General features: G+C 64.2%; 24 protein-coding genes. 9 read left to right on the forward strand and 15 right to left on the reverse strand.

The window, feature by feature from the left end:
- Positions 1-296 precede the first annotated feature (296 nt).
- Positions 297-1,817 (forward strand): S41 family peptidase, encoded by a 1,521-nt coding sequence (locus tag NYR97_RS08375; RefSeq protein ID WP_316697507.1) that lies wholly within the window; start codon positions 297-299, stop codon positions 1,815-1,817.
- 232 nt (positions 1,818-2,049) lie between these two features.
- Here NYR97_RS08375 and NYR97_RS08380 read toward each other — a convergent pair whose 3' ends face one another.
- The 3 genes from NYR97_RS08380 to NYR97_RS08390 form a co-directional block, all read right to left on the reverse strand.
- The gene (locus NYR97_RS08380) at positions 2,050-3,036 is read right to left on the reverse strand and encodes a D-2-hydroxyacid dehydrogenase family protein (RefSeq protein ID WP_316697508.1); all 987 of its coding nucleotides are present in this window, start codon (positions 3,034-3,036) and stop codon (positions 2,050-2,052) included.
- Entirely contained in the window at positions 3,036-3,356 is a 321-nt protein-coding gene (locus tag NYR97_RS08385) for a DUF1820 family protein (RefSeq protein ID WP_205393104.1), read from the reverse strand. Before NYR97_RS08385 ends, NYR97_RS08380 begins: the two co-directional genes overlap by 1 nt.
- 111 nt (positions 3,357-3,467) lie before the next feature.
- The gene (locus NYR97_RS08390) at positions 3,468-4,160 is read right to left on the reverse strand and encodes a rhomboid family intramembrane serine protease (protein WP_023901941.1); all 693 of its coding nucleotides are present in this window, start codon (positions 4,158-4,160) and stop codon (positions 3,468-3,470) included.
- Between the two features lie 217 nt (positions 4,161-4,377).
- Between NYR97_RS08390 and NYR97_RS08395 the strand changes: the two genes are divergently transcribed.
- Positions 4,378-5,718, forward strand: coding sequence for an outer membrane protein transport protein (locus NYR97_RS08395; protein WP_316697509.1), 1,341 nt, complete (start codon positions 4,378-4,380; stop codon positions 5,716-5,718).
- Positions 5,719-6,067: 349 nt separating this feature from the next.
- On the forward strand, positions 6,068-6,769 hold the full coding sequence (locus tag NYR97_RS08400; protein WP_316697510.1) for a 2OG-Fe(II) oxygenase: 702 nt from the start codon (positions 6,068-6,070) through the stop codon (positions 6,767-6,769).
- Positions 6,770-6,848: 79 nt separating this feature from the next.
- On the opposite strand, the gene NYR97_RS08405 is transcribed toward NYR97_RS08400, so the two are convergent.
- The gene (locus tag NYR97_RS08405; RefSeq protein ID WP_205393101.1) at positions 6,849-7,943 is read right to left on the reverse strand and encodes a PA0069 family radical SAM protein; all 1,095 of its coding nucleotides are present in this window, start codon (positions 7,941-7,943) and stop codon (positions 6,849-6,851) included.
- Positions 7,944-8,079: 136 nt separating this feature from the next.
- On the opposite strand from NYR97_RS08405, the gene cls reads away from it, so the two are divergent.
- The 3 genes from cls (at position 8,080) to NYR97_RS08420 (ending at position 10,663) form a co-directional block, all read left to right on the forward strand.
- Positions 8,080-9,540, forward strand: coding sequence for a cardiolipin synthase (gene cls / locus NYR97_RS08410; RefSeq protein ID WP_205393100.1), 1,461 nt, complete (start codon positions 8,080-8,082; stop codon positions 9,538-9,540).
- 75 nt (positions 9,541-9,615) lie between these two features.
- Positions 9,616-9,885: a hypothetical protein gene (locus NYR97_RS08415; protein ID WP_205393099.1), complete on the forward strand. Its 270-nt coding sequence runs from the start codon at positions 9,616-9,618 to the stop codon at positions 9,883-9,885.
- A 10-nt stretch (positions 9,886-9,895) separates the two neighbouring features.
- A complete protein-coding gene (locus NYR97_RS08420) occupies positions 9,896-10,663 on the forward strand; it encodes a pyridoxine 5'-phosphate synthase (RefSeq protein WP_316697511.1) in 768 nt (255 codons plus the stop codon).
- A gap of 485 nt (positions 10,664-11,148) precedes the next feature.
- On the opposite strand, the gene NYR97_RS08430 is transcribed toward NYR97_RS08420, so the two are convergent.
- The 11 genes from NYR97_RS08430 to dnaA form a co-directional block, all read right to left on the reverse strand.
- Positions 11,149-11,559, reverse strand: a complete 411-nt coding sequence (locus NYR97_RS08430; RefSeq protein WP_023901933.1) for an ExbD/TolR family protein — start codon at positions 11,557-11,559, stop codon at positions 11,149-11,151.
- Between the two features lie 3 nt (positions 11,560-11,562).
- The gene (locus NYR97_RS08435) at positions 11,563-11,985 is read right to left on the reverse strand and encodes an ExbD/TolR family protein (RefSeq protein ID WP_023901932.1); all 423 of its coding nucleotides are present in this window, start codon (positions 11,983-11,985) and stop codon (positions 11,563-11,565) included.
- A gap of 45 nt (positions 11,986-12,030) precedes the next feature.
- Positions 12,031-12,795: a TonB-system energizer ExbB gene (gene exbB, locus NYR97_RS08440; protein ID WP_006451798.1), complete on the reverse strand. Its 765-nt coding sequence runs from the start codon at positions 12,793-12,795 to the stop codon at positions 12,031-12,033.
- Between the two features lie 85 nt (positions 12,796-12,880).
- The gene (locus NYR97_RS08445) at positions 12,881-13,552 is read right to left on the reverse strand and encodes an energy transducer TonB (RefSeq protein WP_006451797.1); all 672 of its coding nucleotides are present in this window, start codon (positions 13,550-13,552) and stop codon (positions 12,881-12,883) included.
- A gap of 153 nt (positions 13,553-13,705) precedes the next feature.
- A complete protein-coding gene (locus NYR97_RS08450; RefSeq protein WP_316697513.1) occupies positions 13,706-14,902 on the reverse strand; it encodes a tetratricopeptide repeat protein in 1,197 nt (398 codons plus the stop codon).
- A gap of 152 nt (positions 14,903-15,054) precedes the next feature.
- Entirely contained in the window at positions 15,055-15,858 is an 804-nt protein-coding gene (locus NYR97_RS08455) for a M48 family metallopeptidase (RefSeq protein WP_205393096.1), read from the reverse strand.
- Positions 15,859-15,920: 62 nt separating this feature from the next.
- Positions 15,921-16,757 (reverse strand): CPBP family intramembrane glutamic endopeptidase, encoded by an 837-nt coding sequence (locus NYR97_RS08460; RefSeq protein WP_316697515.1) that lies wholly within the window; start codon positions 16,755-16,757, stop codon positions 15,921-15,923.
- Positions 16,758-16,825: 68 nt separating this feature from the next.
- A complete protein-coding gene (gene gyrB / locus NYR97_RS08465) occupies positions 16,826-19,270 on the reverse strand; it encodes a DNA topoisomerase (ATP-hydrolyzing) subunit B (protein ID WP_023901928.1) in 2,445 nt (814 codons plus the stop codon).
- Between the two features lie 114 nt (positions 19,271-19,384).
- Positions 19,385-20,491 (reverse strand): DNA replication/repair protein RecF, encoded by a 1,107-nt coding sequence (recF, locus tag NYR97_RS08470; protein ID WP_316697516.1) that lies wholly within the window; start codon positions 20,489-20,491, stop codon positions 19,385-19,387.
- Between the two features lie 723 nt (positions 20,492-21,214).
- On the reverse strand, positions 21,215-22,315 hold the full coding sequence (gene dnaN / locus NYR97_RS08475; protein ID WP_006451791.1) for a DNA polymerase III subunit beta: 1,101 nt from the start codon (positions 22,313-22,315) through the stop codon (positions 21,215-21,217).
- Between the two features lie 277 nt (positions 22,316-22,592).
- Positions 22,593-23,921, reverse strand: a complete 1,329-nt coding sequence (gene dnaA / locus NYR97_RS08480; protein WP_006451790.1) for a chromosomal replication initiator protein DnaA — start codon at positions 23,919-23,921, stop codon at positions 22,593-22,595.
- Between the two features lie 242 nt (positions 23,922-24,163).
- Here dnaA and rpmH point away from each other — a divergent pair, with 242 nt between their 5' ends.
- Genes rpmH through yidC form a run of 3 tightly spaced genes read left to right on the forward strand, consistent with a single transcriptional unit; the run spans position 24,164 to position 26,526 of the window.
- Positions 24,164-24,304, forward strand: coding sequence for a 50S ribosomal protein L34 (gene rpmH, locus NYR97_RS08485; protein ID WP_002805908.1), 141 nt, complete (start codon positions 24,164-24,166; stop codon positions 24,302-24,304).
- Positions 24,305-24,342: 38 nt separating this feature from the next.
- Complete coding sequence (rnpA, locus tag NYR97_RS08490) at positions 24,343-24,789, forward strand: ribonuclease P protein component (RefSeq protein WP_039512801.1); 447 nt, start codon at positions 24,343-24,345, stop codon at positions 24,787-24,789.
- Between the two features lie 15 nt (positions 24,790-24,804).
- Positions 24,805-26,526, forward strand: a complete 1,722-nt coding sequence (gene yidC, locus NYR97_RS08495) for a membrane protein insertase YidC (RefSeq protein ID WP_316697517.1) — start codon at positions 24,805-24,807, stop codon at positions 26,524-26,526.
- Positions 26,527-26,529: the final 3 nt, after the last annotated feature.

Here is a 26,529-nt window from a genome sequence, read left to right on the forward strand (position 1 = left end):
CCCGGTGACCAGACGTGCATCGCGTTGAAGCGACCATTGAGGCGACCACTCAGGAAACCGGGACAAGCTGCTTGCGCAGCCATCGGGCGAGCGCTCCCGGTGCGGTGTCGCCTGTGCCCGGCAGCGCGTCTGGCCGCGTCATCGCCAGCACGATGCGCACCGCACAGCGACGCCACCGCGCGTGCATCTGCGCAGTTGCAGCAGGCAACGGCAATTCAACGCGGATTTATCGCTGCTTCGCGCATAATCCAGGCGGCGCCACGTTGTGGGGCGTCTTCTCTCTTCCGGAGTGCTTCATGCGCGTAGCTGTCCTGTCCGTTGCCCTGTCGCTGGCCTTGTTCGCGTCGCCCGGTTGGGCACAGAAGGCCGGCACCGCCGCCGCCCAGGCCACTGCGGACGATCCGGAAGCCAATGAAGCCGCCGTGTCCAAGGTGCCGCTGGAGGAGATCCGCCGTTTCGTGGCGGTCTATAACGCGGTCAAGCAGGCGTATGTGGATCCGGTCGAAGACAAGAAGCTGATGCATGCCGCCGTGCGTGGTCTGCTCTCGGATCTGGACCCGCACAGCACCTATTTCGACAAGGAAGACGCCGAGGCCTTCGACGAACAGGCCACCGGCGCCTACGACGGCATCGGGGTGGAATTGCTGCAGCAGCAGGACAACACGCTCAAGGTGATCGCGCCGATCGACGACACCCCGGCCGCGCGCGCCGGCATCCGCGCCGGCGATGTGATCGTGGCCATCGACGGCAAGCCGATCGACGCCAGCAAGGCGATGGAGCCGCTGCGCGGCGAATCCGGCAGCAAGGTCGTGCTGACCATCGTGCGCGACAAGACGCCCAAGCCGTTCGACGTCACCCTGCAGCGCGAGACCATCCGTGTGGCCAGCGTGCGCAGCAAGCTGCTGGAACCGGGCTACGGCTATATCCGCATCAGCACCTTCCAGGCCGACACCGGTGCCGACTTCCAGAAGAACCTCAAGCAACTGCAGGCCGGCGGCAAGTTGCGCGGCTTGGTGCTGGATCTGCGCAGCAATCCGGGCGGCCTGCTGACCGCCGCGGTGCAGGTGGCCGACGATCTGCTCGACAAGGGCAACATCGTCAGCACCCGCGGGCGCATCTCCATCAGCGATGCCAAGTTCGACGCCACCCCCGGTGATCTGCTCGGCGGGGTGCCGGTGATCGTGCTGGTGGACGCCGGCTCGGCCAGCGCCTCGGAAGTGCTGGCCGGCGCGCTGCGCGACAACCAGCGCGCGCGCATCATCGGCAGCCGTACCTTCGGCAAGGGTTCGGTGCAGACCGTGCTGCCGCTGGACAACGGCGACTCGGTCAAGCTCACCACCGCGCGCTATTACACGCCCAGCGGCAAGTCGATCCAGGCCAGCGGCATCGTGCCGGAAGTGCTGCTCACCCCGGAACCGCAACCGGGCGACGCCGACCTGCCGTCCAGCCTGACCGACTACAGCGAAGCCACCTTGCCCGGCCATCTGCGCGGCGATGCCGAGGGCGAAGAGGGCTATAGCGCCGGCGACGTGTTGCCGGGCGATGGCCCGATCGCCGCCGCATTGGCCGAACTCAAGCAGCCCGGCTCGGCCGCCAAGGCCCAGGCCGCGCTCAAAGCCAAGGCGCAGGCCGCGCAGAAGGCCAAGGCCGCCAAGACAGCGGCCGAACCCAAGCCGGCAGCAGCGCGTCCGGCGACCGGTGACAAGCCCAAGCCCACCGACAAGCCCACCGAACCGGCAGAAAAAGCCAAGCCAGCGCCGCCAGCCGAACCGACCGCGCCTGCGGAAAAACCCAAACCGGCCGAACCGGTCAAGTGATCCGGACACGGCGCAGCGGGTGAGCTACACCCGCTGCGCACTCGGCGCGATCGATGTGCGCTTGCACTGCAACGCCATCTGCGCGCACACCCCGATCACCCGGCAACCGTAGCGTTGACCGGATGTAACGTCATGCAACGAGCCGTGCCGCAGCGCGAATGCTTCTGTAGGAGCGACCCTGGTCGCGAGAAGCCTTCCCGAAAAACAAGCGATCACCCACTTCAAACAACCGCTATCGCGCAATCGCCAACGCCTCGGGATTGACCAGATTGCACGGCGTGCCTGCGGCAAACGCCAGCACATTGTCGAATGCCGCTTCGAAGTACAGCGCGTAGCTGTCGCGTTCCACATAGCCCAGATGCGGCGTCGCCAACACGCGCGGGTGCTGCAGCAACGCATCGCGCGCATCCAGCACCGGCTCACGTTCGAACACATCCACCGCCGCCTGCGCCGGACGGCCTGCGTCCAACGCGGCCAACAGCGCACCTGGCGCAATCAATTCGGCGCGGCTGGTGTTGACCAGCAAGGCATCGCGGCGCATGCGCGCCAGATCGTCCACGGTCACCTGATGGCGTGTCTGCGCGCTCAGGCGCCGATGCAGCGACAGCACATCGCTGCGTTCGAACAAGGCATGGCGGCTGTCGGCGATCTCGAACCCATCGCGCGCGGCCTGTGCGCAAGAGGCTTCGCCGCCCCACACCAGCACCTGCATGCCGAACGCACGCCCGAAGCCGGCCACGCGCTGGCCGATCCGCCCGTAACTCCAGATGCCCAGCGTGCGCCCGTGCAACGCGCGCCCCAACCCGGGATCACCCAGCGCCTGCCAGCGGCCCTGATGCAGCGCGCGCTGGTACTCGGTCAGCCGCCGGCTGGCCGACAGGATCAAGGCCCAGGTCAGCTCGGCCGGCGCCACCGGCGAGCCGACGCCTTCGGCCACTGCCACCCCGAACTCGGTGCACGCGGCCACGTCCACGTGCGCGCCGATGCGGCCGGTCTGGCTGATCAACTTGAGCCGCGGCAAACGCCGCAGCAGCGTGGCGTCCACGCGAGTGCGCTCGCGAATCAGCACCAGCGCATCGGCTTCCACCAGTCGCTCGGCCCATTCGTTGGGATCGGTGGCCAGCGCACCCAGCACCTGTACATCGTGCCCTTGCAACCGCTGCAAACAGGGCAGCTGGCGGACCGCGCCCTGGTAATCGTCGGGCACCAGAATGCGCATCAGCGCGGTTTGGTCGGCAGCGGGAACGGCGTGACCACCTTGTCGCCGGTGGTGGCATCACGGATCACCGACTGGCCTTTCTTCTCGACCTCTTCGATCCGCACGATGCTCTGCATCGGCAGGTGCAGCGTCTTGGTGTTGCCGAACTCTTCGCGCAACCGTTCTTCGGTGGGATCCACCACCAACCCGTCGTGCACGTCGAACACCAGCTCGCCGATCTGGTTGAAGCCCCACAGATGGCTGCTGGTGACCTCACGCGCGTAAAGCTCGTACACCTTGCCATGATTGAGGAAGGTGACTTTGTACAAAGGCTTGGCCATGCCGGCGATTATAGGCGCGCCAGCAGGGCCGAGGCAGCGCAACCGGTCACTGCCAGAACGCAATGCCTGCATCAGCGCCGTCGGGTCATCCACCATGCGTGGCTCGCCGCGTTAAAACCCGTGGCGCTTGCGCAGCCGCCGCGCGATCGCCGCGCGCACGTAGAGGCCATAGACGATGCCGAACACGAAACCGGCGATATGCGCCGACCACGCCACCATGCCGAACGCCGGGCCGATATAGGCGAACACCACCTGCAGCATCGCCCACACCCCGATCAGCAGCGGCGCCGGCACCCGGATGAATTCCAGAAACACCCCCAGCGGCAGCACCACGCCCAGCTTGGCGCCGGGAAACAGGGCCAGATAGGTGCCGATCAATGCCGACACCGCGCCCGAGGCGCCGATGATCACCCGGTCCGGCGTGCCGATCGCAAAGATCGCCGCCAGGTTGGAGGCCGCGCCGCCGACCAGAAACAGCAGCAGCAACCGCCACGGCCCCAAAATGCGCTCGGCTGGCAGCCCGAAGATCAGCAGGAACACCAGGTTGCCGAGCAGGTGCGACCAGTCCGCGTGCAGGAACAGGGCCGTGAACAGCCGCAGCACGCTGCCGTCGCGCAGGGTCGCCCACCAGTCGCCCAGGTTGGAGACGCCGCTGGACAGCGCGCCCCAGTCCAGCCATAGCGTGTTGCGTGCCTCGCCCGGCCGGCTGATCGACCACAGGTAGGCCAGCCAGACGGTGGCGAACAGCAACGGCACCGCCCAGCGGGGGGTAGGTTTCTTGCGGGAGGGGAGAGAGACGAACATCGGAGTGGCACTCTAGCGGGTTCACGCTCCTGAACCCATCCCCAACCTGTCCAGCCAGCCAAAACGCACTTCGTTATTGTTCGGTTAATCGTCGTGGTTATACTGCGTACGGCGTCGTATGTCGGGGGGGGGTCTCCGGCGCGCTCCAGCAGTCACTTGCCGCTGGGCGCGGGCGCTGTACCGACCACTGCAGTCTTTATCCGGAGAGCACCATCTTATGTCTACCGCTTCCACTCTCAGCCGCGCCACCCTGTTGGCCGTCGGTATCGCCGGCGTACTGGCCGTTGGCCAGGCCCACGGCGCCGCCTTCCAGCTGAAGGAAAACAGCGCCAAGGGTCTTGGCCGCGCCTTCGCCGGTTCCGGCAGCGCCCCCGATGACGCCTCGATCATCGCCAACAACCCGGCCGGCATGCGTCAGCTCGACGGTCGCCTGTTCCAGGCCGACGTCAGCGCCATCAGCTTCTCGGCCAAGTTCCAGCCCGACACCGCCACCTACGCCAATGGCGCCCCGGTCTCCGGCGGCAATGGCGGCGACGCCGGCATGATCGCCCCGGTCCCGGCGATGTACTTCCATGTGCCGTTCGGCGAGAACGACAACATGCACCTGGGGACCTCGCTGACCGTGCCGTTCGGCTTCAAGACCGAATACGACCGCGACTGGGTCGGCCGCTACCACGGCACCAAGACCGAGCTGCAGGCGATCGACTTCAATGTCGCCTTCTCCTACGACGTGAACCCGTACGTGTCCTTCGGTGCCTCGGTGTTCGCCGAGCGTCTGGATATCGATCTGGCCAATGCGGTCGACTTCGGCAGCGTGCTGGCCGCGCGCCGCGTGCCGGGCTTCGCACCGGGTAGCGCCGACGGTTACTCGCGCATCAAGGGCGACAGCACCGAAGTGGGCTTCACCCTCGGCGGCTTGTTCAGCATCGACGAGAACACCCACATCGGCTTCAGCTACCGCTCGGAAGTGGAGCACAAGATCACCGACGGCGACGCCGACTTCACCACCCCGCCTAACGCCGCTGCCGTGCTGGGCGTCGCCGCACCGGGCACCTTCGTCGACACCAAGGGCCGCGCCACCGTCAAGCTGCCGGCCAGTGCCACCGCCAGTTTCACCCACAACGTGAACGAGCAGTGGTCGATCATGGCCGACGTCACCCGCACCGCCTGGAGCAAGTTCGACCAGGTGACCGTGGACTTCGCCTCCAACCAGCCCGACAGCGTGCTGGACTTCTCCTACCGCGACACCACCTTCGCCTCGATCGGTGCCGACTACCGCATGAGCGAGACGCTGACCCTGCGTGGCGGCCTGGCCTACGACCAGACCCCGACCACCGCCGAGCATCGCGACGTGCGCGTGCCGGACGCGAGCCGCAAGTGGGTCTCGCTGGGTCTGAGCTGGCGTCCGTCGCAGCAGGCCGAATACAACTTCGGTTACACCCACCTGTTCACCAGCGATCCGACCAGCGACACCCGCAGCGCCACCGGCGACCGCCTGGCTGGCAGCTACACCGTGAAGGGCGACGTGCTGGCCGCTTCGATCAACTACAAGTTCTGATCGACGCTTCCCGGTACGCGTGATGAAAAACCCCGCTTCGGCGGGGTTTTTCTTTTACGGTCGTGCACACGCTGCAGCCGCATACAGCACCTTCTCGGAGCGCAGCATCGTCATTCGTCATTCGTCATTCGTCAGGGACAGGGACAGCGCCATGCGGCGTTTCCACGCTTGGCCTTGGCATCCACTCATCCCGCTGATCAGCGAAACACGCAAGGCTGGCGAGTCGCTTCGAACCATTGCATCGAACCCAAGCTCTTGATCTGCGATATGGCGCAGCGAAACGATCCAGGCGGGGTGCGATCGAGGCACCGACTGTGCAGGCCGATGTCGAGGTTGCTATCGTCATGGCATGGACCAACCCGACTTCATCCAGATCACCGACAACGCGGTGTCGCGGCAGGATTGCGCCGCCATCGTGCAACGCATGCGCGCCAGCCAGCAGCTGCAACCCGGGCGCGTCGGCAGCGGCGTGTTTCCCGAACTCAAACACAGCCGCGATCTGCGCATCAGCGGCATGGCCGAGTGGGCGGAGGTGGAAAACCGCCTGCAACAAGCTGTTTTCCAAGGCCTGCTCGGCTATCTGCGGCGTTACCCGCAGGCGTTGATTTCACCACTGATGCTGCAGGTCACCACCGACGACGGCGGCCCGCATCGCCTGGTTGCCGAAGACATCGTGCAGATGAGCGATCAGGCGTTGGGCGATCTGGCGCGCACCTGCCTGCGCCCGGCAGCGATCAATCTGCAGTGGTACGCCGCCGACCAGGGCGGTTATCCGTACTGGCATTGCGAGCTGTATCCACGCGATGCCAGCGCCGAAACGCTGCACCGCCATCTGCTGTGGACGCTCTACCTCAACGAGGAGTTCGAGCAAGGCGAAACCGAATTCCTGTTCCAGCAGCGCAAGGCCCGCCCACGCACCGGCAGCCTGCTGATCGCTCCCACCGCGTTCACCCACACCCACCGCGGCAACCGCCCGGTCGGCGGCGACAAGTTCATTGCGACGAGCTGGATTTTGTTTCAGTCGGCGCAGGCGCTGTACGGCGGGGAATAGGGAATCGGGAATGGAGAATCGCAACGGCAGAAGAGCTGCGCTGTTGCGATTCCCGATTCCCCAATCCCGATTCCCGCCCCTAGAACAACTGCCCCTGCGGCGACTCCTTGACCGGCTTGGCCGGCGGAGCAGGGCGCCGAAACTTCCCTGTGTCCAACGGCGGCATCTCGCGTGCATCGAAACCGGCGCGGCGGTGGGCCAGCGCGAAGCGTCTCGCCAGCAGATCCGCATACACGCCTTGTCCGCGCATGCGCGTACCGAAGGCACTGTCGTAATCCTTGCCGCCGCGCAGCTGCTGGATCGTGCTCATCACATGCTCGGCGCGTTGTGGATGATGGGTCTGCAACCAGTCGCGGAACAGCGGCGCCACTTCGTGCGGTAGCCGCAGCAATACGTAGCCGGCACTGTGGGCGCCAGCATCGGCGGCGGCCTGCAGGATCGCTTCCAGTTCGTGATCGTTGATCCACGGAATCACCGGCGCGGCCATCACCCCGACCGGCACGCCGGCCTCGTGCAACGTACGCATCGCGCGCAGGCGTGCATGCGGCGCGGACGCGCGCGGTTCGAGCTTGGCCGACACATGCGGGTCGAGCGTGGTCACCGAGAAATACACGTTGACCAGCCCCTCGCGTGCCAGCGGCGCAAGCAGATCCAGATCGCGCGTCACCAACGCGTTCTTGGTGATCAGCGTGAACGGATGCCGCGTCTCCCATAGCACTTCGATCAATTGCCGCGTCAGCGCGTGCTTACGTTCGATCGGCTGATACGCATCGGTGTTGATGCCCAATGCGATCGGGCTGGGTACATAGCTGGGCCGCGACAACTCGCGACGTAGCAGCGCCGGCGCATTGGTTTTGGCGAACAACTTTGTCTCAAAATCCAGTCCGGGCGAGAGATTGAGATACGCATGCGAGGGCCGCGCAAAGCAGTAGCTGCACCCATGCTCGCAGCCTCGATACGGATTCACCGATTGCGAGAACCCGATATCCGGCGATTGATTGCGGCTGATGATGCTGCGCGCGGTTTCCTCGGTGACCTGCGTACGCAATGCCGGCGCGGCGAACTCCTCGCTGTCGTCCGCGTACCAGCCATCGTCCACCGCCTGCTGGGTGGTGGTTTCGAAGCGTCCGGGCAGGTGGCCGGTTGCACCCCGGCCCTTGATTGCAGTTGCCATCGCGCCATCGTACGGCCGGCAGGTCTCACATGCCGCGACCGCGCACGCGACACGATGAAGCTTTCATCCCAGAGCACTGCCGTCGCGTTGGCTGCCTGGTCATCGCAGTGAGGCGTGCGGGCCGTAGAATCCGCGCATGCTCGCATCTGCACAGGGCGCGTGGGACTGGCTGGCCACCATTCCCCACCTCGAAGCGCTTCTCCTCGCCGCCTACGTGCTGTACCTGCTGTGGATCGCCAGCTGGATCGTGCTGCAGAAGCGCGAGCCGGTGGCCACGCTCAGCTGGGTGCTGTCGCTGGCCGCGCTGCCATATCTGGGCCTGCTGATCTATTACTGGCTCGGCCCGCAGAAGGTCAAACGCCAGCGCCTGCGTCGCGGCCGTTCGCGCTCGGGCATGGAAAGCTACGACAGCGTCTGCCCACCCGATGCCGACTGCACCGAGCTGGCCAAGATCGCCCAGTCCACCACCGGCCTGGCGCCCAGCAGCGCCACCGAAGTGCACTGGCTGGTCGACGGCGCTGCCACCTACGCCGCCATCATCGAGGCGATCGGTCACGCGCGCGACCACATCCATCTGGAGTACTACATCTTCCAGCCGGACCGCAGCGGCACCGCGATCTGCGAGGCTTTGATGGAACGCGCGCGCGCCGGCGTCAAGGTGCGCTTGTTGCTGGATGCGGTGGGTTCTTCGGCGATGACGCGGCGCAGCCTGCGCACGCTGCGCGAGGCCGGGGTGGAGACCGCCTGGTTCCATCCCTCGCAGCTGCTCAAGCCGTTCAAGCGCCCGTGGTTGAACCTGCGCACCCACCGCAAGGTGATCGTCATCGATGGGCGGATCGGCTTCACTGGCGGCATCAACGTCACCGACGACGAGAACGAGCAGGTGCGCAGCGACGCCTACCGCGATCTGCACGTGCGTCTGCAGGGCCACGTGGTGCGCAGCCTGCAGCTGGTGTTCCTGGAAGACTGGCTCTACGCCACCCGGCAGGGCCGCCCGGCCTTCCACGGTCAACAGCTGTGGCCGGAGGACGTGCCGACCCGCGCGCAAGGCGATGTCGACGCGCAGGTGCTGGTGTCGGGGCCGGATTCCTCTTGGGAAGCCATCCACCGGCTGATGGTCGCCGCGATCCACGAGGCCAGGCATCGCGTCTGGCTGGTCACCCCATATTTCGTCCCCGGCGAGGCCGCGCGCATGGCGCTGACCTCGGCCGCATTGGGCGGGCTGGATGTGCGCCTGCTGGTGCCGCGCGTCAGCGATTCGCGCCTGGTCACCTATGCGGCGCGCTCGTATTTCGACGAACTGCTCGAAGCCGGCGTGCGCATCTACGAATACGGCCCGCGCATGCTGCACACCAAGGCGTTGCTGGTCGACGACGAGATCAGCATCGTCGGCAGCGCCAATTTCGACAGCCGCAGCTTCCGGCTGAATTTCGAGTTGTCGATGCTGTTCCGCGACCAGGCGGTGGCGGCAGAACTGGCGGGGCTGATCGGCAGCGACCTGGAAAAAGCCCAGGAAGTGCGCTTCGTGCGCCGCCGCCCCCTATGGCGCTCGCGCCTTCCCGAAGCCTTCGCACGGCTGCTGTCGCCCCTGCTCTGAGCCGCACCCACCGCGCCCACGTGGAACCGCACCGGGCGCGGCGCTACACTGCCGCCACTGATTGGGGAGCTCGTCATGCACTGGCTGTTTCTGCTTATGGCACTGGGTGCGCTGGTGCTGGCTTTCAGCACGCCGCACGTGTGGTTGCTGGTGGTCTCACTGCTGGTGGCATTGCTGCTGCTGCTGCTGTGGACGCGCGGCTGGTTCGCCTCGCGCATGGGCGATACCCAGCGCGATACCAGCAGCATGATCGACCCGGCAGAACTGCGCCGCCTGCGCGAGATCGCCGAGGCCCGCAAGGCCGCCGCACTGGCCGCCACGCGCGACGGCGAGCCGCAGGCCTGAGAGCGACGTTGTGACCACCCAGCTGAGCGTCAACGTCAACAAGATCGCGGTGCTGCGCAATTCGCGTGGCGGGCACGATCCGGATGTCGTGCAGGCCGCACGCACCTGCATCGCGGCCGGCGCGCACGGCATCACCGTGCATCCGCGCCCGGACCAGCGGCATATCCGCGCCGACGACGTGCTGGCACTCAGCACGCTGGCGCGCGAGCAGCGGGTCGAATTCAATATCGAAGGCAATCCGTTCGCGCCACCGCGCGACGGTTATCCGGGGCTGCTGGAGCTATGCCGGCTCACGCGTCCCGAGCAGGTCACCCTGGTGCCCGATGGCGACGGGCAACTGACCTCCGATCACGGTTTCGACTTTTCACAGGACACCGCACAGCTCGCTGCGCTGATTGCCTCATTCAAAGCGATTGGTGCGCGCGTCAGTCTGTTCGTGGATGCCGGTAATGCCGAGATCGCGCAGGCGGCGGTGCTGGGTGCAGACCGCATCGAGTTGTACACCGGCCCGTATGCGCAGGCGCATCTGAGCGGGCAGCCAGACGCTGCATTCGTGCTGTTTGCCGGCGCCGCGCAACGTGCCAGCGCCGCAGGGCTGGGCATCAATGCCGGGCATGATCTGTCGCAGGACAACCTTGGCGATTTTCTCAAGGCTGTCCCGGGCGTGCTCGAAGTCTCGATCGGCCATGCGCTGATCGGCGAAGCCTTGTATCGAGGTCTGGATGCGACTGTGCGCGCGTATCTGAAGATACTGCGCAATTCGTCGGCTAACGTTTGAGAGATTCAATCGTCTAAGCGCGTCTATCGAAGCGACGGCACTTACCGAAACACGGAGCTCGGCGGTCTTGAGGTCGCAGATAACACCCGAATTCTCGCGTGCGGTCCAGACGCCTGATGGCCGGCCGCTGCGTTTTGTCGTTTTTCTCGGTTGCTTTAAGCCAACTGCACGTTATGCATCCCATTACTCGCAACGGAGCAGAGTTTTTCTGCCCCGTTGCGCTATTTACTGCACCGTTTACTTCAGTAGTAACTGCATTATCTACTGCACAAAACTGATGCGAGCGGCCTGCGCGTTCTTTGCCGCAGCCACTACCTTGGCCATCACTGCATATTCCGCATCTGCACTGGCCTCAGTGCAAAAACAACGCTCGACCACCGAGCCGAAGCGTCGCGGCGCGAATCGATCACGCATAAAAAAACGCCACCGTTTCCGGTGGCGTTTGCAGTCGCGTCATGACTGTTGTGTTGCGGTCTTGCGATGTCTTACTGCATGAAGCCGATTTTCTTCATCTGCGAGTTCTTTGCCGCAGCCAGGACTTTGGCCATCACCTCGTACTCCGCGTCCTGGTTCGCATCGATGCGCAGTTCCGGCTGATTGGTCGGATCGCTGGCGATCACTTCTTCCATCTTCTGCTGCAACTGAGCCACCGGCACTGGACTGTTGTTCCAGAACACCTGGTTGCTGGCGTCGATCCGCAACTCGATCGGCGGCGGCGGTTCGGTCGTCTGCGGTGGCGGGTTAAGCACCCGCTGCGGCAGATCCACGGCGATCGGGTAGGTCATGATCGGCGCGGTCACGATGAAGATGATCAGCAGCACCAACATCACGTCCACCAGGGGCGTGACGTTGATATCGGCCATCGGGCCACGGTTTCCACCGGTACTGAATGCCATGGCTTACTGCCCCTTCTCTTTGGTCGCGACGAAGCCGATGTCCAACATGCCCTGACCCTGCGCGATCTTGGTGATCTCGTTGATCGTACGCATCTTGGTCGTGCGGTCGCCACGCAGATTGAGCGGCGGTTGCGGTGTCTGCTGTGCGGCGGTGGACAGGCGCGACTCCAAGGCTTCCTTGGAGACCGGCTCGTCGTTCCAGTACAGCGACCCGTCTTCCTTGACGGCCAGGGTGATCGGCGCGGCACGTTTCTCCGGCTCTTCCTTCTGGACCAGATTGGCCTCGGGCAGCTCCACCTTGACCTTATGGGACATCAGCGGTGCCGTAATGATGAAGATGATCAGCAGCACCAACATCACGTCCACGAGGGGCGTCACATTGATGTCGGCCATCGGGCCACCGCTGTTTCCACTACTGAAGGCCATAACGGGCTCCGTCTAAATCGTTGCGAAGTCGTTCTTTACTACGGATTAGCGAACGCGCGAACCAGTGGCGAAGAAGTCGTGCAGGTCGTGAGCGAAGGTGTCGAACTTGGCGATCACCGAGCTGTTGACCTTGGAGAAGAAGTTGAACGCGAACACCGCCGGGATGGCGACGAACAGACCGATCGCGGTCATGATCAACGCTTCACCCACCGGGCCGGCAACGGCGTCGATGGAAGCCGAACCGGTTGCACCGATCTTGATCAGCGCGCCGTAAATGCCCCACACGGTACCGAGCAGACCGACGAACGGTGCGGTCGCACCGACGGTGGCGAGCAGGGTCATGCCGGACTGCAGACGGGTGCTTTCGCGGGTCACGGCCTGACGCAGGGCGCGATCGACGAACTCGGAACGGCTCAGGCTCTCGCCCAGACCGCCGGCGCTGGTGCCTTCGGCACGCTGGTGGTGAGCGGCAGCCTGGGCTGCGTCCAGCGCGATCTTGGAGAACGGCTCGGAAGCCGGCTGTTCTTCCATGGCGCGGATGGCGTCCTGTGCATTCGGAGCATCCCAGAACGCGGTGGTGACGCGGTCAGCCGCGCTCTTCAGACGGGTGGCGCGGAAAATGTTGATGACGGTCCAGTACCAGGAGGCAGCGGACATGGCGATCAGGGTGATCAGAACGACCCAGGACACGGCGAAGTCGCCGGGCTGAGAGGTCATTTCGGTGATCAGATGCTCGAAGCCCATCTGCGAAAGAGCGGCCGACGGATTGGAGCCCCCTGCAGCGGCGGCGATAAAGAATTCCTGCAGCATGACGCTTACCTTTGTTGTGTGTGGTGATGAAGGGTGGAGCGAAAGGAAGACAGGATCCTGGGCCGACCGTGGCCGGCCCGTGGGATCAGTTCAGAGCAAAGTTGACCGGGACGCGGACACGTCCGGCGGCTTTCTGCCCGTTGACAGTGGAAGCATTGAACTTCCACTTGCGTGCTGCGTCCATCGCGGCACGGTCAAGGTCGCGGTTGCGGCTGGACTTTTCGACCGACACATTGGTCACGTTGCCGCTTGCATCCACATCCACGATCAGGATGACCTCACCTTGTACACCGGCACGGAATGCAGCCGGCGGATACTTCGGCGGGTTCATGTTCTTGGACGAGATATCGACACTGGCGCCGATGTCATTCGGCGGTTGCGGCGGAGACGGTGGGCTCGGCGGCGTGACGATATCGCTGGGACGGGGTTCGGGAACGTCGACTACCGGAGCTTCCGGCGGCGGCGGAACCGGTGACGGCTTCGGCGGCGACAGATTCTTGACCGGCGGCGGCGGCTTGTCTTCCGGCGGCGGCGGCGGCGGCGGCGGCGGGGGAGGAGGCGGTGCATCCACCAAGGTGACCATGGTGGTGCGCTCCTTCTCAGCCGGAGCCTTCGGCGCCACTGCAGGGATCAGCAACATCATCAGTGCAGTGAGGTGCAAAGCAATTACAAACGCGATGCCGATAATGCGGGCCCAGCTCAGACCCTGGTTCCCGGCATCATAGTCATGCCTGTGGATAACGAGTTGTTCCGTCATGCGCCAATGGCTCTTTCAGTGGGGGCCCCGGATCACGGTGATGATCCCCAGGTTTTCGGACGGCTTTGACACCGCAGGAACTCCCAAGCTTATACCAATCCCGAGTCCTGTAACCACTAAAAACACAGGGATTTCGGGGGTTTATTTTCTTTTTTACTTCAGGTTGATGATCTTCTTTGCGTCTTCAGGTTTTTTGACGCCTTTGGCGATCGCCTGCTGGGCAGCCTGCTTGGCTTCGGGGATACGCCCTTCCGAATGCAGCACCTTGGCCAGATTCAGATAGGTCTCGCCGTCCTTGGAAAGGGGTGCGGCTTTCTGCCAATTCTCGACTGCCTTGGGCACGTCCTCGCTGTAGTAATACGACTGCGCCAACGCGAGGTATGTCTGATAATCAGGCTTGAGGATGCCTTTTTGCATGCCTTCGTTGATGACAGCGATGACGTCCTTTTCCTTGTTCTCGGTGTTGGCGTAGATCGAGTACAGCTGCTTGTACTCCTTCTCCTCGGTCAACTGCCCGGCAGCGCGCAGCTTGTCCATGACGGCTGCGGCCTTGTCCATCTGGTCGGCCTGCATATACATGCTGGCCAGATTGAGCTGGGCCTTTTTGTCGTTCGGCGTCTTGGCGGCGATCGCCTCGGCTGTCGCGACGGCCTCGCCGGTCTTGCCGGCCTCGGCGTAGGCAGCCATCAACAACTGGTTCCACGTGTCCTTCGGCTCGGGCGAAGCGGCGATGGCCTGCTTCAACACCGGAATCGCCTCCTTGTACCTCTCGGCCTGATACAGCGCCTGACCCTTGAGGATCAGATCTTCCGGGCGCTGCGACTTGCTCTCGTCCAGGTACTTGTCCAGCGTGGCCAGACCCTCGGCCTGCTGGTCGTCCTGCATCTGCAACTGCGCCAGCATCAGCATCGACTGGAACTGGCCGTTGTTGTCCAGCGCATTCAGACCGATTGCCTGCTGCAGGTATTTCTTGGCAGCGGCGGTGTCGTCGGTGTTGTACGCGGCCTGGGCAGCAAGCTGCGCGGCCAGCGCCTTGTCGGCTTCATTGGCAGCGGAATTGGCCAGGATTTCATCGGCCTGGGTGCGCACGCCAGGGTAGTCCTCGCCCTTGTTGAAGGTTTCGATCAGCTTCTGCAACTTGCTGCCCAGCTTGGACGAGGGCTTGATCGTCGGCGCGGCGCGGGTGGACTGCGGGTACAGCTCTTCGGCCTTGCCGCTGCTCTTGGACTTGCGGCTGGCACGCTCGGACGAGCGGTCCGACTGCGCGACCGCATCGGCGACGACAGCCCCGCCCAGCGACGCGGCGATGAACAGGGACAACAGGGCTTGCTTGCGCTTGAGCAGTTTCATGATTCACCTCGGACGAGCCGCCGTCGGGCGGTACGAAAAGCGGAATGGAAGCTGTACGAAAAATCTGAGCCGGCAAACTTAGCAGAAAGTCTCAGTTCCCGAAAACGGTTTCCATGCTGTGTTGCGATATTCGGTACGTATCCGGGGCGATTTCAGCCACAGCGTGGCGCCCGGCCGTCTTGTCGCGCCTGCTTGTAGACCGGTTCGAGCTGATTGACGTCGGCCTGCAGTTCGCGAATGCGATTGGCCGGATCGGGGTGAGTGGACAGCCATTGCGGCTGGCGGTTGCCACTGGCGGCCATGTTCTGCCACAGCGTCACCGCCTGGGCAGGGTCGAAGCCGGCCTGCGCCATCAGGCGTTGTCCGACCACGTCGGCCTCGCTCTCCTGGGTGCGCGAGCCGGGCAGCAGGAACACCGTCTGCGCGGTCATGCCGCCAACCTGGTTCACCGCGCTGGCCGCGCCATCGCCGTAGGCCGCGCCAGCCAGTGCGCCGATGATGCCCAGGCCGGTCTGCGCGCCGAGCTGGCGGGTGATGCGCTCTTCATGGTGGCGCGAGATCACATGCCCGATTTCATGACCGAGCACGGCGGCCAGCTGATCCTGGGTCTTGGCGACGGTGAAGATACCGGTGTTCACGCCGACCTTGCCGCCGGGCAGCGCGAACGCATTGGCTTCATCGTCGACGAACAGCGCGGTTTCCCAGCGGGTTTCGCGCCATTGCGGCGGCAATTGCGCCACCAGCGCATTGACCACGCACTGCACGTAGGCGTTCTGCTTGCCGTCGGTGCTGACCTTTTCCTTGGCCTTGGTCTGCGCAAACGACTCCGCGCCAAGCTTGTCGAGTTGGTCTTGCGTGACGCCTCCCACCACCTGTCGGCGGCCGGTCGGCGAGGTTGTGGTGGCACATGCCGTCAACGTAAGGACGGCAACAACAATCAACAGCCTGGCTTTCATTCAATCCCCCTGGAACCCTGGGGGCATTTTGGCAGGCTCGTCTTAACTTTTCGTCAAACGGGTCAGCCCACCCCGAAAAAGTACAGCGCGGCCAGGGCCGTGGCGTTGTTGATGCCGTGCGCGGCGATGGGTGCCCACAGGGTGCCGGTGCGCCAATACAGCCATGCGAATGCCGCACCCATGCTGCCGTAGATCAGCCACAACTGGGCGATGGCGGCCGGGCCGTTGCCGCTGATGCCGGGCACTTCATGCACCAGCGCGAAGATCGCGCTGCTCAGCGCGATGCCCAGCCACGGGCGCCCGGCGGCCAGCAGGCGGCCGAACAGCACGCGCCGGAACAGCAATTCTTCATACGCCGGGGCGATGACCACCGCGAACAGCACCAAGGCCAGCGGCCATTGCTTGATCGCTTCTTCCATCAGCGGCAGGTTGGTCGGCACCGGTTTGATGCCCAGCGCCGATGCCGCGACGCTGACCAGATTGCTCAGCACGAATACCGAGACGGCGATCAGGCCGGTCCAGCCCCAGGTCGAGGCACGCCGCGTGGCGGCACGCGAGGCGGCCTGTTCGCCGGCGGTGGCCCGGCGACGCCAGTAGTACAGAAGCACGGCCGGCGTTGCGGTGCTGACCAGTGCAGTGAGCAACTGCACCAGTACCCCGGGTTGACCGATCGCGGCCATGATCTGCGCAGAGGAGGGCGTCAGGCCCTGCGCTTTGGCCGCCTGCACATGGCTGAAGCCGCGTACGGCTCCCCACAGCGCGAAACCGGCCACGCTGAGCGTCAGCAGCAGGCCGGTGGCGATCAGCACGTCGATCCAGAAGCCGAGCAGTGCGGGAAACAACCGGGACTTGCCGGCAACGGAGGCCGGAGCCGGGGTCGTTGGAGAATCTGCGCTCATCGTCGTCCTGCGAAAACCGCGCCCGCGCGGGCATCGCCGAGGCGACGCGCGCGCGTACGACGGAAGGCTCAGATATCCAGGTTGGACACCTTCAGCGCGTTGTCCTCGATGAAATCGCGGCGCGGTTCGACCACATCGCCCATCAAGGTGCTGAAGATCTGATCGGCGGCCACCGCGTCTTCGATGCGTACCTGCAGCAAGCGACGCGTATCCGGGTTAACCGTGGTTTCCCACAGCTGCTCGGCGTTCATTTCGCCCAGGCCCTTGAAGCGCTGCACCTGGCGACCCTTCTTGGCCTCTTCCAGCAACCAGGCATGCGCCTGCGCGAAGCTGGTGATCGGGTGGGTCTTGTTGCCGCGCACGATCTGCGCGCCTTCGCGCACCAGACCATCCAGCGCCAGCGCCACCTCGCGCAAGGGACGCAGTTCGCCGCTCTCGAACGCGCCCATCGGCAGCACCTGGGTGAATTCCTCGCCCATGTGCTTGCGCACCGCCACCAGCGTGGCGGAGGTGCTGTCGGTGGCCGGGTCGAAGCGCAGCTGGTAGCGCGCCGTGCCCAGCGTGCCGCGGTTGAGCACCGCCTGCAGCTTGTCCAGGGTGGGGTGCTGGTCGCCTTCGGCCTGCAGCTTTGCCACGTCCAGCGGCGGCAGATCGATCAGGGCGGTCATCAGCGCCGGGTCGTAGCGGTGCGCATTGCGCGCGATCGCTTCGTTGGCACCGGTGAACAGCATCAGCAGCTTCTCCAGCGCCTCACCGGTGATCGGCGGCTCGTCGCTGGCCGGAATCAGCGCCGCACCTTCGACCGCGTTGCTGGCCAGGTAGGCGTTGAGCGCCGCGTCGTCCTTGAGATACAGCTCGCTCTTGCCCTGCTTGAGTTTGTACAGCGGCGGCAGGCCGATGTAGATGTAGCCGCGTTCGATCAACTCCGGCATCTGCCGGTAGAAGAAGGTCAGCAGCAGGGTACGGATGTGCGAGCCGTCGACGTCGGCGTCGGTCATCAGGATGATGCGGTGGTAGCGCAGCTTGTCCGGGTTGTACTCGTCGCGACCGATGCCGGTGCCGAGCGCAGTGATCAGCGTGCCGACCTGGTCGGAGGCCAGCATGCGGTCGAAACGCGCGCGTTCGACGTTGAGGATCTTGCCGCGCAGCGGCAGCACCGCCTGGTTCTTGCGGTTACGGCCCTGCTTGGCCGAGCCACCTGCCGAGTCACCCTCGACGATGAACAGTTCCGACAGTGCCGGGTCCTTTTCCTGGCAGTCGGCCAGCTTGCCCGGCAGGCCGGCGATGTCCAGCGCGCCCTTGCGGCGAGTCAGATCGCGCGCCTTGCGCGCGGCTTCGCGCGCACGCGCGGCGTCGACGATCTTGCCGGTGATGGCCTTGGCTTCGTTCGGATTCTCCTGCAAAAACTCCTGCAGGCGCGCACCGAAGGCGTTTTCCACCGCCGGGCGCACGTCCGAGCTGACCAGCTTTTCCTTGGTCTGCGAGGAGAAGCTGGGGTCGGGCACCTTCACCGACAGCACCGCGATCATGCCTTCGCGCATGTCGTCGCCGGTCAGCGCCACCTTGGCCTGCTTGGCGATGCCGTTCTGCTCGATGTAGTTGCTGAGCACGCGCGTCAGCGCCGCGCGGAAACCGGCCAGATGGGTGCCGCCATCCTTCTGTGGGATGTTGTTGGTGAAGCAGTACATGGTTTCCTGGTAGGCGTCGGTCCATTGCAGGGCCACGTCCACCACGATGCCGTTGTGCTCACCGGTTACCGAGATCACGTTGGGGTGCAGCGGCGACTTGAGCTGCGCCAGATGCTCCACGAAGCTGCGGATGCCGCCTTCGTAATGGAAATCGTCGCGACGGCCTTCGCCACGTTCGTCGATCAGCGCGATCTTGACGCCGGAATTGAGGAACGACAGCTCGCGCAGGCGCCGCGCCAGAATGTCGTAATGGAACTCGACATCGCTGAAGATCGCCACGGCCGGCTTGAAACGCAGCGTGGTGCCGCGCTTGGTCGAGGCTTCCAGCTGCTTGAGCGGGTACTGCGGCTCGCCCAGCGCGTATTCCTGCTGGTAGTGAAACCCGTCGCGCCAGATATCCAGCCAGAGGTGCTCGGACAGCGCATTGACCACCGATACGCCCACGCCGTGCAGGCCGCCGGAAACCTTGTAGCTGTTATCGTCGAACTTGCCGCCGGCATGCAGCACGGTGAGGATGACCTCGGCCGCCGACACGCCTTCTTCCTTGTGGATATCGACTGGCACGCCGCGTCCGTTGTCCGACACGGCGACCGAGCCATCGACCAGGATCTTGACCACGATGTCGTCGGCATGGCCGGCCAGAGCCTCATCGACCGAGTTGTCGACCACCTCGAACACCATGTGATGCAGGCCGGTGCCGTCGTGGACATCGCCGATATACATGCCGGGGCGTTTGCGGACGGCTTCCAGGCCACGCAGCACGGTGATCTTGCTGGAATCGTAGGTGCTGTTGGGTGTGGTCGGGGTGTTTTGATCTTCGGTCATGCGCGTGCCGTTAGCTCCACAACACGGGCGAGGGCGGCAGGAGCCGCATCGCGCCGTGGGAAAAGGGGGATAGCGCACAAATTATACCAGTCGGCCCGCGTGTGCCGTGGTTGCCTACTCCGACGCGCCTTGAACAGCGATCTGACCGTGTTCCACGTGGAACCGATGCAGCAGTTCCCCTGCGTCTGCAAGCCCCGGCGGCACTTCGGTCGCGGTGATGAGTACCTGCGCAGGCGCACAGGCTAGCCGCTGCAAGACGCGCGCCTGGTGGTGTCGATCCAGCTCAGAACCCAGATCGTCCAATGCAATCACCGGCCATTCGCCCCGTTCGTGGGCGAAATCTTCCGCCTGCGCCAACAGACAGGCGAGGGCAGTCAGCTTGGCCTGGCCACGCGAGAGCGCATCCTTTCCCGGCAGCGCGTCGAATGCAGGCGTCCAGTCGGCGCGGTGCGGTCCCTGCGAGGTGTACCCGTTCTGGCGGTCGCGCTCCCGCGCCAATAGCAACGCATCGGCGAGCGAGACCTCATGGCGCTTCCACCCCGGCGCGAACGTCAGCGCAGACAGCCCTAGCGAGGGGGCGATCGCGGTTGCAACGGGAATCAGCCGTTCCTGCAAGCGATCCAGGTAGCGAAGGCGCCGCGACGTCAGGGTTTCACCGGATTCGGCGAGCTCGTGATCCCAGGCATCGAGCATCCGCGGCTGCGCGCCCTGCTTGAGTAAGGCATTGCGCTGCTTGAGCGCACGTGCATAACGCCGCCATAGTGCCAGGAAGTCAGGTTCCACGTGGAACAAGCCCCAATCGAGGAAGCGTCGCCGCGGTTCACCACCGCCGCTGATCAAGACATGGCTGCCCGGCTCGAACGTCACCACCGCCAGCGCGGCACATAACGATCCCAACTGCGCGACATCTTCCCCATCCAGCCGGCCGGTCCATTCCTGGCCGCTATGGCGCAGACCTGCGCGACGCGAGCGTTCGCTGGTTTCGCCGCTGCGCTCGCGCCATTCCACGAACACTTCCAGATCGTCGGCGCCTTGCTGGATCAGCCCATCGCGCACCCGCCCACGGAAACTACGGCCATAGGCCATCAGATGCAGCGCCTCGAGCACGCTGGTCTTGCCGGCGCCATTATCGCCGGTGAACAAGTTCAAGGAACTGGCGGGATGAAGCTCGACAGTCTGGAAACGACGAAGTCGATGGATGGACAACCGCACAACGTGCATCGATCGGTTTGCTCTAAGCTAATCCGGCGTACCGGTCGGGGCGCAGGATACGTGATCGTTGCCGATTCCGTGCAAAGGCCTGTGAAAGCCGGGCAGGGACAGGCAGGGGATAACGTGTGGATAAGTTTGGCGCTCCTGAGCGCCCTTTTGCTTATCCACAGGTTACAGACCGGTAAACAGGACTGAAACCACAGGGTTTCGAGGCATAAAAATACTTTTGAAACAGAGACTTAAGGTAGTTTTCGGCGAAATCTGGCCCTACCATCACCACCAAGCTCTTAAGTTATTTCTAGATTTAAAAGCAAAGCTAGATGTGCATAAGTCAAAAACGCACTTGGAATGCCCACGACATCGGACAATGGAAGACACCGGTCCGCCTCGGCCGCCGATGCTCCCGGCCCCTCGAAATGAACTCATTCATACTTGTGCGCGAATGTCATCTTGTTCTTACCGCGATTGGCCGAAGGCGCGCTGTTGCAGGCCGAGCACTAACTCCGTAAGCACGACCTGACCCCCACCATTGGCAGCCTCACTTCAGAATGCGGTGCACCACCGACATCGAACAGGCGCCCGACTGTGACTCGGCAATGAGACTGGACTCACAGCAGATCAGGACCCCTTTGTTTTCGATAGTCCAATCCAGCACCGGCTTCAGGCTTGCTGCCGCACAAACAAGAAAGCCCGGCAATGCCGGGCTTTTCGTGTTCCACGTGGAACTCAATGTCAAAGACGCAGCGGCATCACCACATGACGCGACTTTTCGCTGCTGGCTTCGCGCACCAACGCAGACGAGTTCGCATCGCGCAGCTGGATCACCACATGCTCGTCGCGCAACGCGGATAAAGCGTCGAGCAGGTAATTGACGTTGAAGCCAATTGCCAGATCGTCGACCTTGGTATCGGCCTCGATCTCTTCCTGCGCTTCTTCCTGCTCCGGGTTATGCGCGCTGATCTTGAGCTGACCGGGAGAGACTTCCACGCGCACGCCGCGGTACTTCTCGTTCGACAGAATCGCAGCACGCTGCAGCGAGGCACGCAACGCTTCACGGTCAACCTTGACCTCACGGTCGGCCCCAATCGGAATCACTGCCTCGTAATCCGGAAAGCGGCCATCGATCAGCTTGGAGGTGAAGGTCACATCGCCGCGCTTGACGCGGATATGGCTGCGACCGACTTCCAGCTCGACTTCGCGGTCCGCCGCTTCCAGCAAGCGCAGCAATTCGGTCACGCCCTTGCGCGGCACGATGATCTGGCGCTTGGCGCCGCCGGCCTTCTCCAGCTCCATTTCGCACAGCGCCAGACGGTGGCCATCGGTGGCCACACAGCGCAGCAGGCCGTCGCGCAGATCGAACAGCAGGCCGTTGAGGTAATAGCGTACGTCCTGCTGGGCCATGGCGAACGCGGTACGTTCAATCAGTTCTTTCAGCCCCGCCTCTGGCACCACCACACGCTCGGTGGCCTCGACTTCATCCACCGACGGGAAGTCATTGGCAGGCAGCGTAGCCAGCGTGAAGCGGCTACGTCCTGCCTGCACGGTGACCTTGTCGCCGGTCTGCGAGATGGTGACCCGGCTGCCGTCGGGCAGGGCGCGCAGGATGTCGAACAACTTGCGGGCCGGGATGGTGGTTTCGCCGTCCTGCGCGTCTTCCACCATCGTGCGCGAGATCATTTCCACTTCCAGGTCCGTGCCGGTCAACGAGACCTGTCCGTCCTTGACCTGCACCAGCAGGTTGGCCAGAACAGGCAGGGTTTGACGGCGTTCGACCACATTGACCACTTGGGCCAACGGTTTGAGGAAGGCTTCGCGCTGCAGTGTAAAACGCATGTGGTTCCGTGCCCCTATGCTTTAAAAGATAATGGAATAAATCAAAAGCTTGGTGGTGATGGTAGGGCCGTTTTCAGCGGATAACCACCATAACTATTTGTTTCCAAAGACATTTCAGCGCCTGAAAGTCGTTGGACTAGTAGCCCTGGTCTAGCGGTAAAACCTGTGGATAGTTTTTCACTCGAACCGCGACGCAACGTTATCCACAGATTCTCCCGCATTTGACCCCAACGTTTCCACGCTTTTCTCCAAGCGGGCCGTCAAGGGCCGCAACGACTCACTCGCTGAGCTTGCGAATCAGCTTTTCCCAGTCCTCGCGCAGCTTGCCGTCGGCCTCCATCAACGTGCGGATCTGCCGGCAGGCATGCAGCACGGTGGTGTGGTCGCGGCCGGCAAAGGCGTCGCCGATCTCCGGCAGGCTGTGTTCGGTCAGCTCCTTGGCCAGCGCCATCGCCACCTGGCGCGGACGCGCCAGCGAGCGGGTGCGCCGCTTGGAGAGTAGATCCTTCATCTGCAGGCCGTAGTAGTCCGCCACGGTCTTCTGGATGTTGGGGATGCCGATCGCCTGCTGCTGGGCGCGCAACAGGTCGCGCAGCGTCTCCTGGGCGAATTCCACGGTGATCGAGCGTCCAGTGAAATTGGCGCGGGCCACCAGCGTGTTGAGCGCGCCTTCCAGATCGCGCACGTTGGAGCGCATCTTCTTGGCGATCAAAAACGCCACGTCGTCCGGAATGTCGGCGCCGCGCTCGCGCGCCTTGGCCAGCACGATGGCCGCGCGGGTTTCGAAATCCGGTGGATCGATCGCCACCGACAGGCCCCAGGCCAGGCGCGACTTCAGCCGCGGCTCCAGCCCCTCGACCTCGCGCGGGTAGCGATCGCAGGTCAGGATGATCTGCTGGCGGCCATCGAACAGCGCGTTGAAGGTGTGGAAGAACTCTTCCTGCGTGCGGTCCTTGCCGGCGAAGAACTGGATGTCGTCGATCAGCAGCGCATCGATCTGCTGGAACTGGCGCTTGAACTGGTCCATCGCCTTGTCCTGCAGCGCCCGGATCATCGCGCTGAAGAACTGTTCCGAGCGCAGATACATCACCTTGGCGGCCGGATTGGCCTGGCGCAGCGCATTGCCGGCGGCGAACATCAGGTGGGTCTTGCCCAGGCCGGTGCTGCCGTACAGCAGCAGCGGGTTGTGCGCACGGTCGCCGGGTTTCTGCGCGGCCTGGATGGCGGCCGCCAGCCCCAGCTGGTTGCTGCGGCCTTCCACGAAATTGGCGAAGGTGTAGTGCGAATCCAGGTTGCCGGCAAACGGCACGATCGGCGCGGCGGCCGGCGCGCTGGGCGCGGCCATCGGGGCCGGCAACGGGTCTGGCGCACGGGGACGCGAGCCGACTGCCAGCGCCACCTCGCCATTGCCGACGAAGTACGCCACCAGTTCGCGGATCCGCGGCAGATAACGTTCGCGGACCTGGTCGACGATGAAGGCATTCGGCGCGTACAGCACGATGCTGTCGCCGCGGTCTTCGGCTTGCAGGGGTTTCAACCAGGTGTGGACGTCTTCGGGCGGGAATTCGGCTTCGAGACGTTCCAGACAGCGGGGCCAAGCATCCATCAAAGTATGATCATCTGTTGCTGGCTGCGGCGCGCAGAAAAGCGCCGTGCTCGCAGCCCGGTAGTGAAAAGAGGATGCGCCAGACTAGCACCGAGGGCAGGGTTTTCCCAGACTTATTCACAGGTCCATCCACAGGCTGCTGCCATCCTCACCTGCGGTAAAGCGTTTGAGGAGTTGACCGGCGCTGTAGAGGTCCTATAGAATTTCCGGTTCTATTCGTCTCCATCCATGCAGAGGGCCCCATGGCCACCAAGCGTACTTTCCAACCCAGCAACCTCAAGCGAGCACGCGACCATGGCTTCCGCGCACGTATGGCAACTGCCGACGGCCGCAAGATCCTGGCTCGTCGCCGCGCCAAGGGCCGCAAGCGCCTGAGCGCTTGATTGCCGCGCCGCTCCCCGCGGCCGAGGCAGTCCCTACCGTGAACGCATCGAACCCGTGCAGGCGATTTCCTCGCTCTGCGCGGGTTCGTACGCGTGCGCAATATACGGTCGTTTTCGATACTGCACGTCGCACCTCGGACCCATTGCTCAGCCTGCACTGGCGGACCGGCGATACACCGCCGCGCCTGGGCATGGCGGTGTCGCGCAAGGTCGATACGCGTGCGGTCGGACGCAACCGCATCAAACGCGTGTTGCGCGATGCCATGCGCCACCTGTTGCCCGAGCTGGCCGGTGGCGACTACGTGATTGTGGCGCGCTCTGCCGCCGCAAAAGCGACCAATCCACAGATTCGCGACGCCTTCCTGCGTCTGCTGCGCCGTGCCGGCGCATTGCCCCTGCCTGCTGCGCCCGGCACAATGCCGCCCGCCAGGACGATGCACCCATCCTCCCTTTCCCCGACAGAGCCGGAACCCAGTTCCGACTGAGCGAGTTGCTGCCCGATGAACCAGACCCGTGTTTTCCTGATTTTTGCCTGGCTGATGGTCGCGGCGTTGCTGTGGATGGAGTGGGGCAAGGACAAGACGGCCGCCAATGCACCGGTAGCTGCGGCGACCCAGTCGGTGCCGGCCGCGCGTGACCTGGACGCAGCTGCGACCGCGGCCAATGTGCCGGCGGCACAGGCCATTCCGCAGGCGGGCGTGCCGGGCGCGGTACCGGCGACCAGTACCACCGCCGCGACGCCGGCCGCTGCCAGTGCTGCGCCGGTGATCACGCTGACATCGGACGTGTTGCGCCTGAAGCTGGACGGCCGCAGCGTGCTCGATGCCGAATTGCTGCAGTTTCCGCAGACCAAGGACGGCACCGCGCCGGTCAGCCTGCTGACCGAAGATGCCGCGCATCCCTATAACGCCACCAGCGGCTGGGCCAGCGAGCATTCGCCGGTACCGGGCGTAGGCGGCTTCCGCGCCGAACAGCCGGGCACCGCGTTCGAACTGGCCAACGGCCAGAACAGCCTGGTAGTGCCGTTCGTATGGAATGGCCCCAACGGCGTGTCGATCCGCCGCACCTTCACCCTGGAACGTGGTCGCTACGCGATCTCGATCAAGGATGAAGTGATCAACAAGAGCGGTGCACCGTGGAACGGCTACGTGTTCCGCAAGCTGAGCCGGGTGCCGACCATCCTCAGCCGCGGCATGACCAACCCGGATTCCTTCAGCTTCAACGGGGCGACCTGGTATAGCCCGCAGGAAGGCTACGAGCGTCGCGCGTTCAAGGACTACATGGACGACGGCGGCCTCAATCGCCAGATCACCGGCGGCTGGGTGGCGCTGTTGCAGCACCACTTCTTCACTGCGTGGATTCCGCAAAAGGACCAGGCCTCGCTGTATGTGCTGAACCAGGACGGCCCGCGTGACGTGGCCGAGCTGCGCGGCCCGGCCTTCACCGTGGCGCCGGGCCAGACCGCCAGCACCGAGGCGCGCCTGTGGGTGGGCCCGAAGCTGGTCAGCCTGATCGCCAAAGAAGACGTGAAGGGCCTGGACCGGGTGGTCGATTACAGCCGCTTCTCGATCATGGCCATCATCGGCCAGGGCCTGTTCTGGGTGCTGAGCCATCTGCACAGCTTCCTGCACAACTGGGGCTGGGCCATCATCGGGCTGGTGGTGCTGCTGCGCCTGGCGCTGTATCCGTTGTCCGCCGCGCAGTACAAGTCAGGCGCCAAGATGCGCCGCTTCCAGCCGCGCCTGGCGCAGCTGAAGGAGCGCTACGGCGACGATCGCGTCAAGTATCAGCAGGCGACGATGGAGCTGTTCAAGAAGGAAAAGATCAACCCGATGGGCGGCTGCCTGCCGCTGCTGATCCAGATGCCGATCTTCTTCGCGCTGTACTGGGTGCTGGTGGAGTCGGTGGAACTGCGTCAGGCGCCGTGGCTGGGCTGGATCCAGGACCTGACCGCGCGCGATCCGTACTTCATCCTGCCGGTGCTCAACATCGCGATCATGTGGGCCACGCAGAAGCTGACCCCGACCCCGGGCATGGACCCGATGCAGGCCAAGATGATGCAGTTCATGCCGCTGGTGTTCGGCGTCATGATGGCCTTCATGCCGGCCGGCCTGGTGCTGTACTGGGTGGTCAACGGCGGGCTGGGTCTGCTGATCCAGTGGTGGATGATCCGCCAGCACGGCGAGAAGCCGAGCAAGATCATCCAGGCCAACGCCAAGTGATAT

Origin of the sequence: Xanthomonas hydrangeae (assembly GCF_032697525.1) — a bacterium.
Lineage (GTDB): Bacteria > Pseudomonadota > Gammaproteobacteria > Xanthomonadales > Xanthomonadaceae > Xanthomonas > Xanthomonas hydrangeae.

What these genes read in the sequence shown, in the direction of transcription:
- NYR97_RS08375 (WP_316697507.1), top strand. Translation starts at nt 297, where the DNA reads ATGCGCGTAGCTGTCCTGTCCGTTGCCCTGTCGCTGGCCTTGTTCGCG.
- NYR97_RS08380 (WP_316697508.1), bottom strand. Translation starts at nt 3,036, where the DNA reads ATGCGCATTCTGGTGCCCGACGATTACCAGGGCGCGGTCCGCCAGCTG.
- NYR97_RS08385 (WP_205393104.1), bottom strand. Translation starts at nt 3,356, where the DNA reads ATGGCCAAGCCTTTGTACAAAGTCACCTTCCTCAATCATGGCAAGGTG.
- NYR97_RS08390 (WP_023901941.1), bottom strand. Translation starts at nt 4,160, where the DNA reads ATGTTCGTCTCTCTCCCCTCCCGCAAGAAACCTACCCCCCGCTGGGCG.
- NYR97_RS08395 (WP_316697509.1), top strand. Translation starts at nt 4,378, where the DNA reads ATGTCTACCGCTTCCACTCTCAGCCGCGCCACCCTGTTGGCCGTCGGT.
- NYR97_RS08400 (WP_316697510.1), top strand. Translation starts at nt 6,068, where the DNA reads ATGGACCAACCCGACTTCATCCAGATCACCGACAACGCGGTGTCGCGG.
- NYR97_RS08405 (WP_205393101.1), bottom strand. Translation starts at nt 7,943, where the DNA reads ATGGCAACTGCAATCAAGGGCCGGGGTGCAACCGGCCACCTGCCCGGA.
- cls (WP_205393100.1), top strand. Translation starts at nt 8,080, where the DNA reads ATGCTCGCATCTGCACAGGGCGCGTGGGACTGGCTGGCCACCATTCCC.
- NYR97_RS08415 (WP_205393099.1), top strand. Translation starts at nt 9,616, where the DNA reads ATGCACTGGCTGTTTCTGCTTATGGCACTGGGTGCGCTGGTGCTGGCT.
- NYR97_RS08430 (WP_023901933.1), bottom strand. Translation starts at nt 11,559, where the DNA reads ATGGCATTCAGTACCGGTGGAAACCGTGGCCCGATGGCCGATATCAAC.
- NYR97_RS08435 (WP_023901932.1), bottom strand. Translation starts at nt 11,985, where the DNA reads ATGGCCTTCAGTAGTGGAAACAGCGGTGGCCCGATGGCCGACATCAAT.
- exbB (WP_006451798.1), bottom strand. Translation starts at nt 12,795, where the DNA reads ATGCTGCAGGAATTCTTTATCGCCGCCGCTGCAGGGGGCTCCAATCCG.
- NYR97_RS08445 (WP_006451797.1), bottom strand. Translation starts at nt 13,552, where the DNA reads ATGACGGAACAACTCGTTATCCACAGGCATGACTATGATGCCGGGAAC.
- NYR97_RS08450 (WP_316697513.1), bottom strand. Translation starts at nt 14,902, where the DNA reads ATGAAACTGCTCAAGCGCAAGCAAGCCCTGTTGTCCCTGTTCATCGCC.
- NYR97_RS08455 (WP_205393096.1), bottom strand. Translation starts at nt 15,858, where the DNA reads ATGAAAGCCAGGCTGTTGATTGTTGTTGCCGTCCTTACGTTGACGGCA.
- NYR97_RS08460 (WP_316697515.1), bottom strand. Translation starts at nt 16,757, where the DNA reads ATGAGCGCAGATTCTCCAACGACCCCGGCTCCGGCCTCCGTTGCCGGC.
- gyrB (WP_023901928.1), bottom strand. Translation starts at nt 19,270, where the DNA reads ATGACCGAAGATCAAAACACCCCGACCACACCCAACAGCACCTACGAT.
- recF (WP_316697516.1), bottom strand. Translation starts at nt 20,491, where the DNA reads ATGCACGTTGTGCGGTTGTCCATCCATCGACTTCGTCGTTTCCAGACT.
- dnaN (WP_006451791.1), bottom strand. Translation starts at nt 22,315, where the DNA reads ATGCGTTTTACACTGCAGCGCGAAGCCTTCCTCAAACCGTTGGCCCAA.
- dnaA (WP_006451790.1), bottom strand. Translation starts at nt 23,921, where the DNA reads ATGGATGCTTGGCCCCGCTGTCTGGAACGTCTCGAAGCCGAATTCCCG.
- rpmH (WP_002805908.1), top strand. Translation starts at nt 24,164, where the DNA reads ATGGCCACCAAGCGTACTTTCCAACCCAGCAACCTCAAGCGAGCACGC.
- yidC (WP_316697517.1), top strand. Translation starts at nt 24,805, where the DNA reads ATGAACCAGACCCGTGTTTTCCTGATTTTTGCCTGGCTGATGGTCGCG.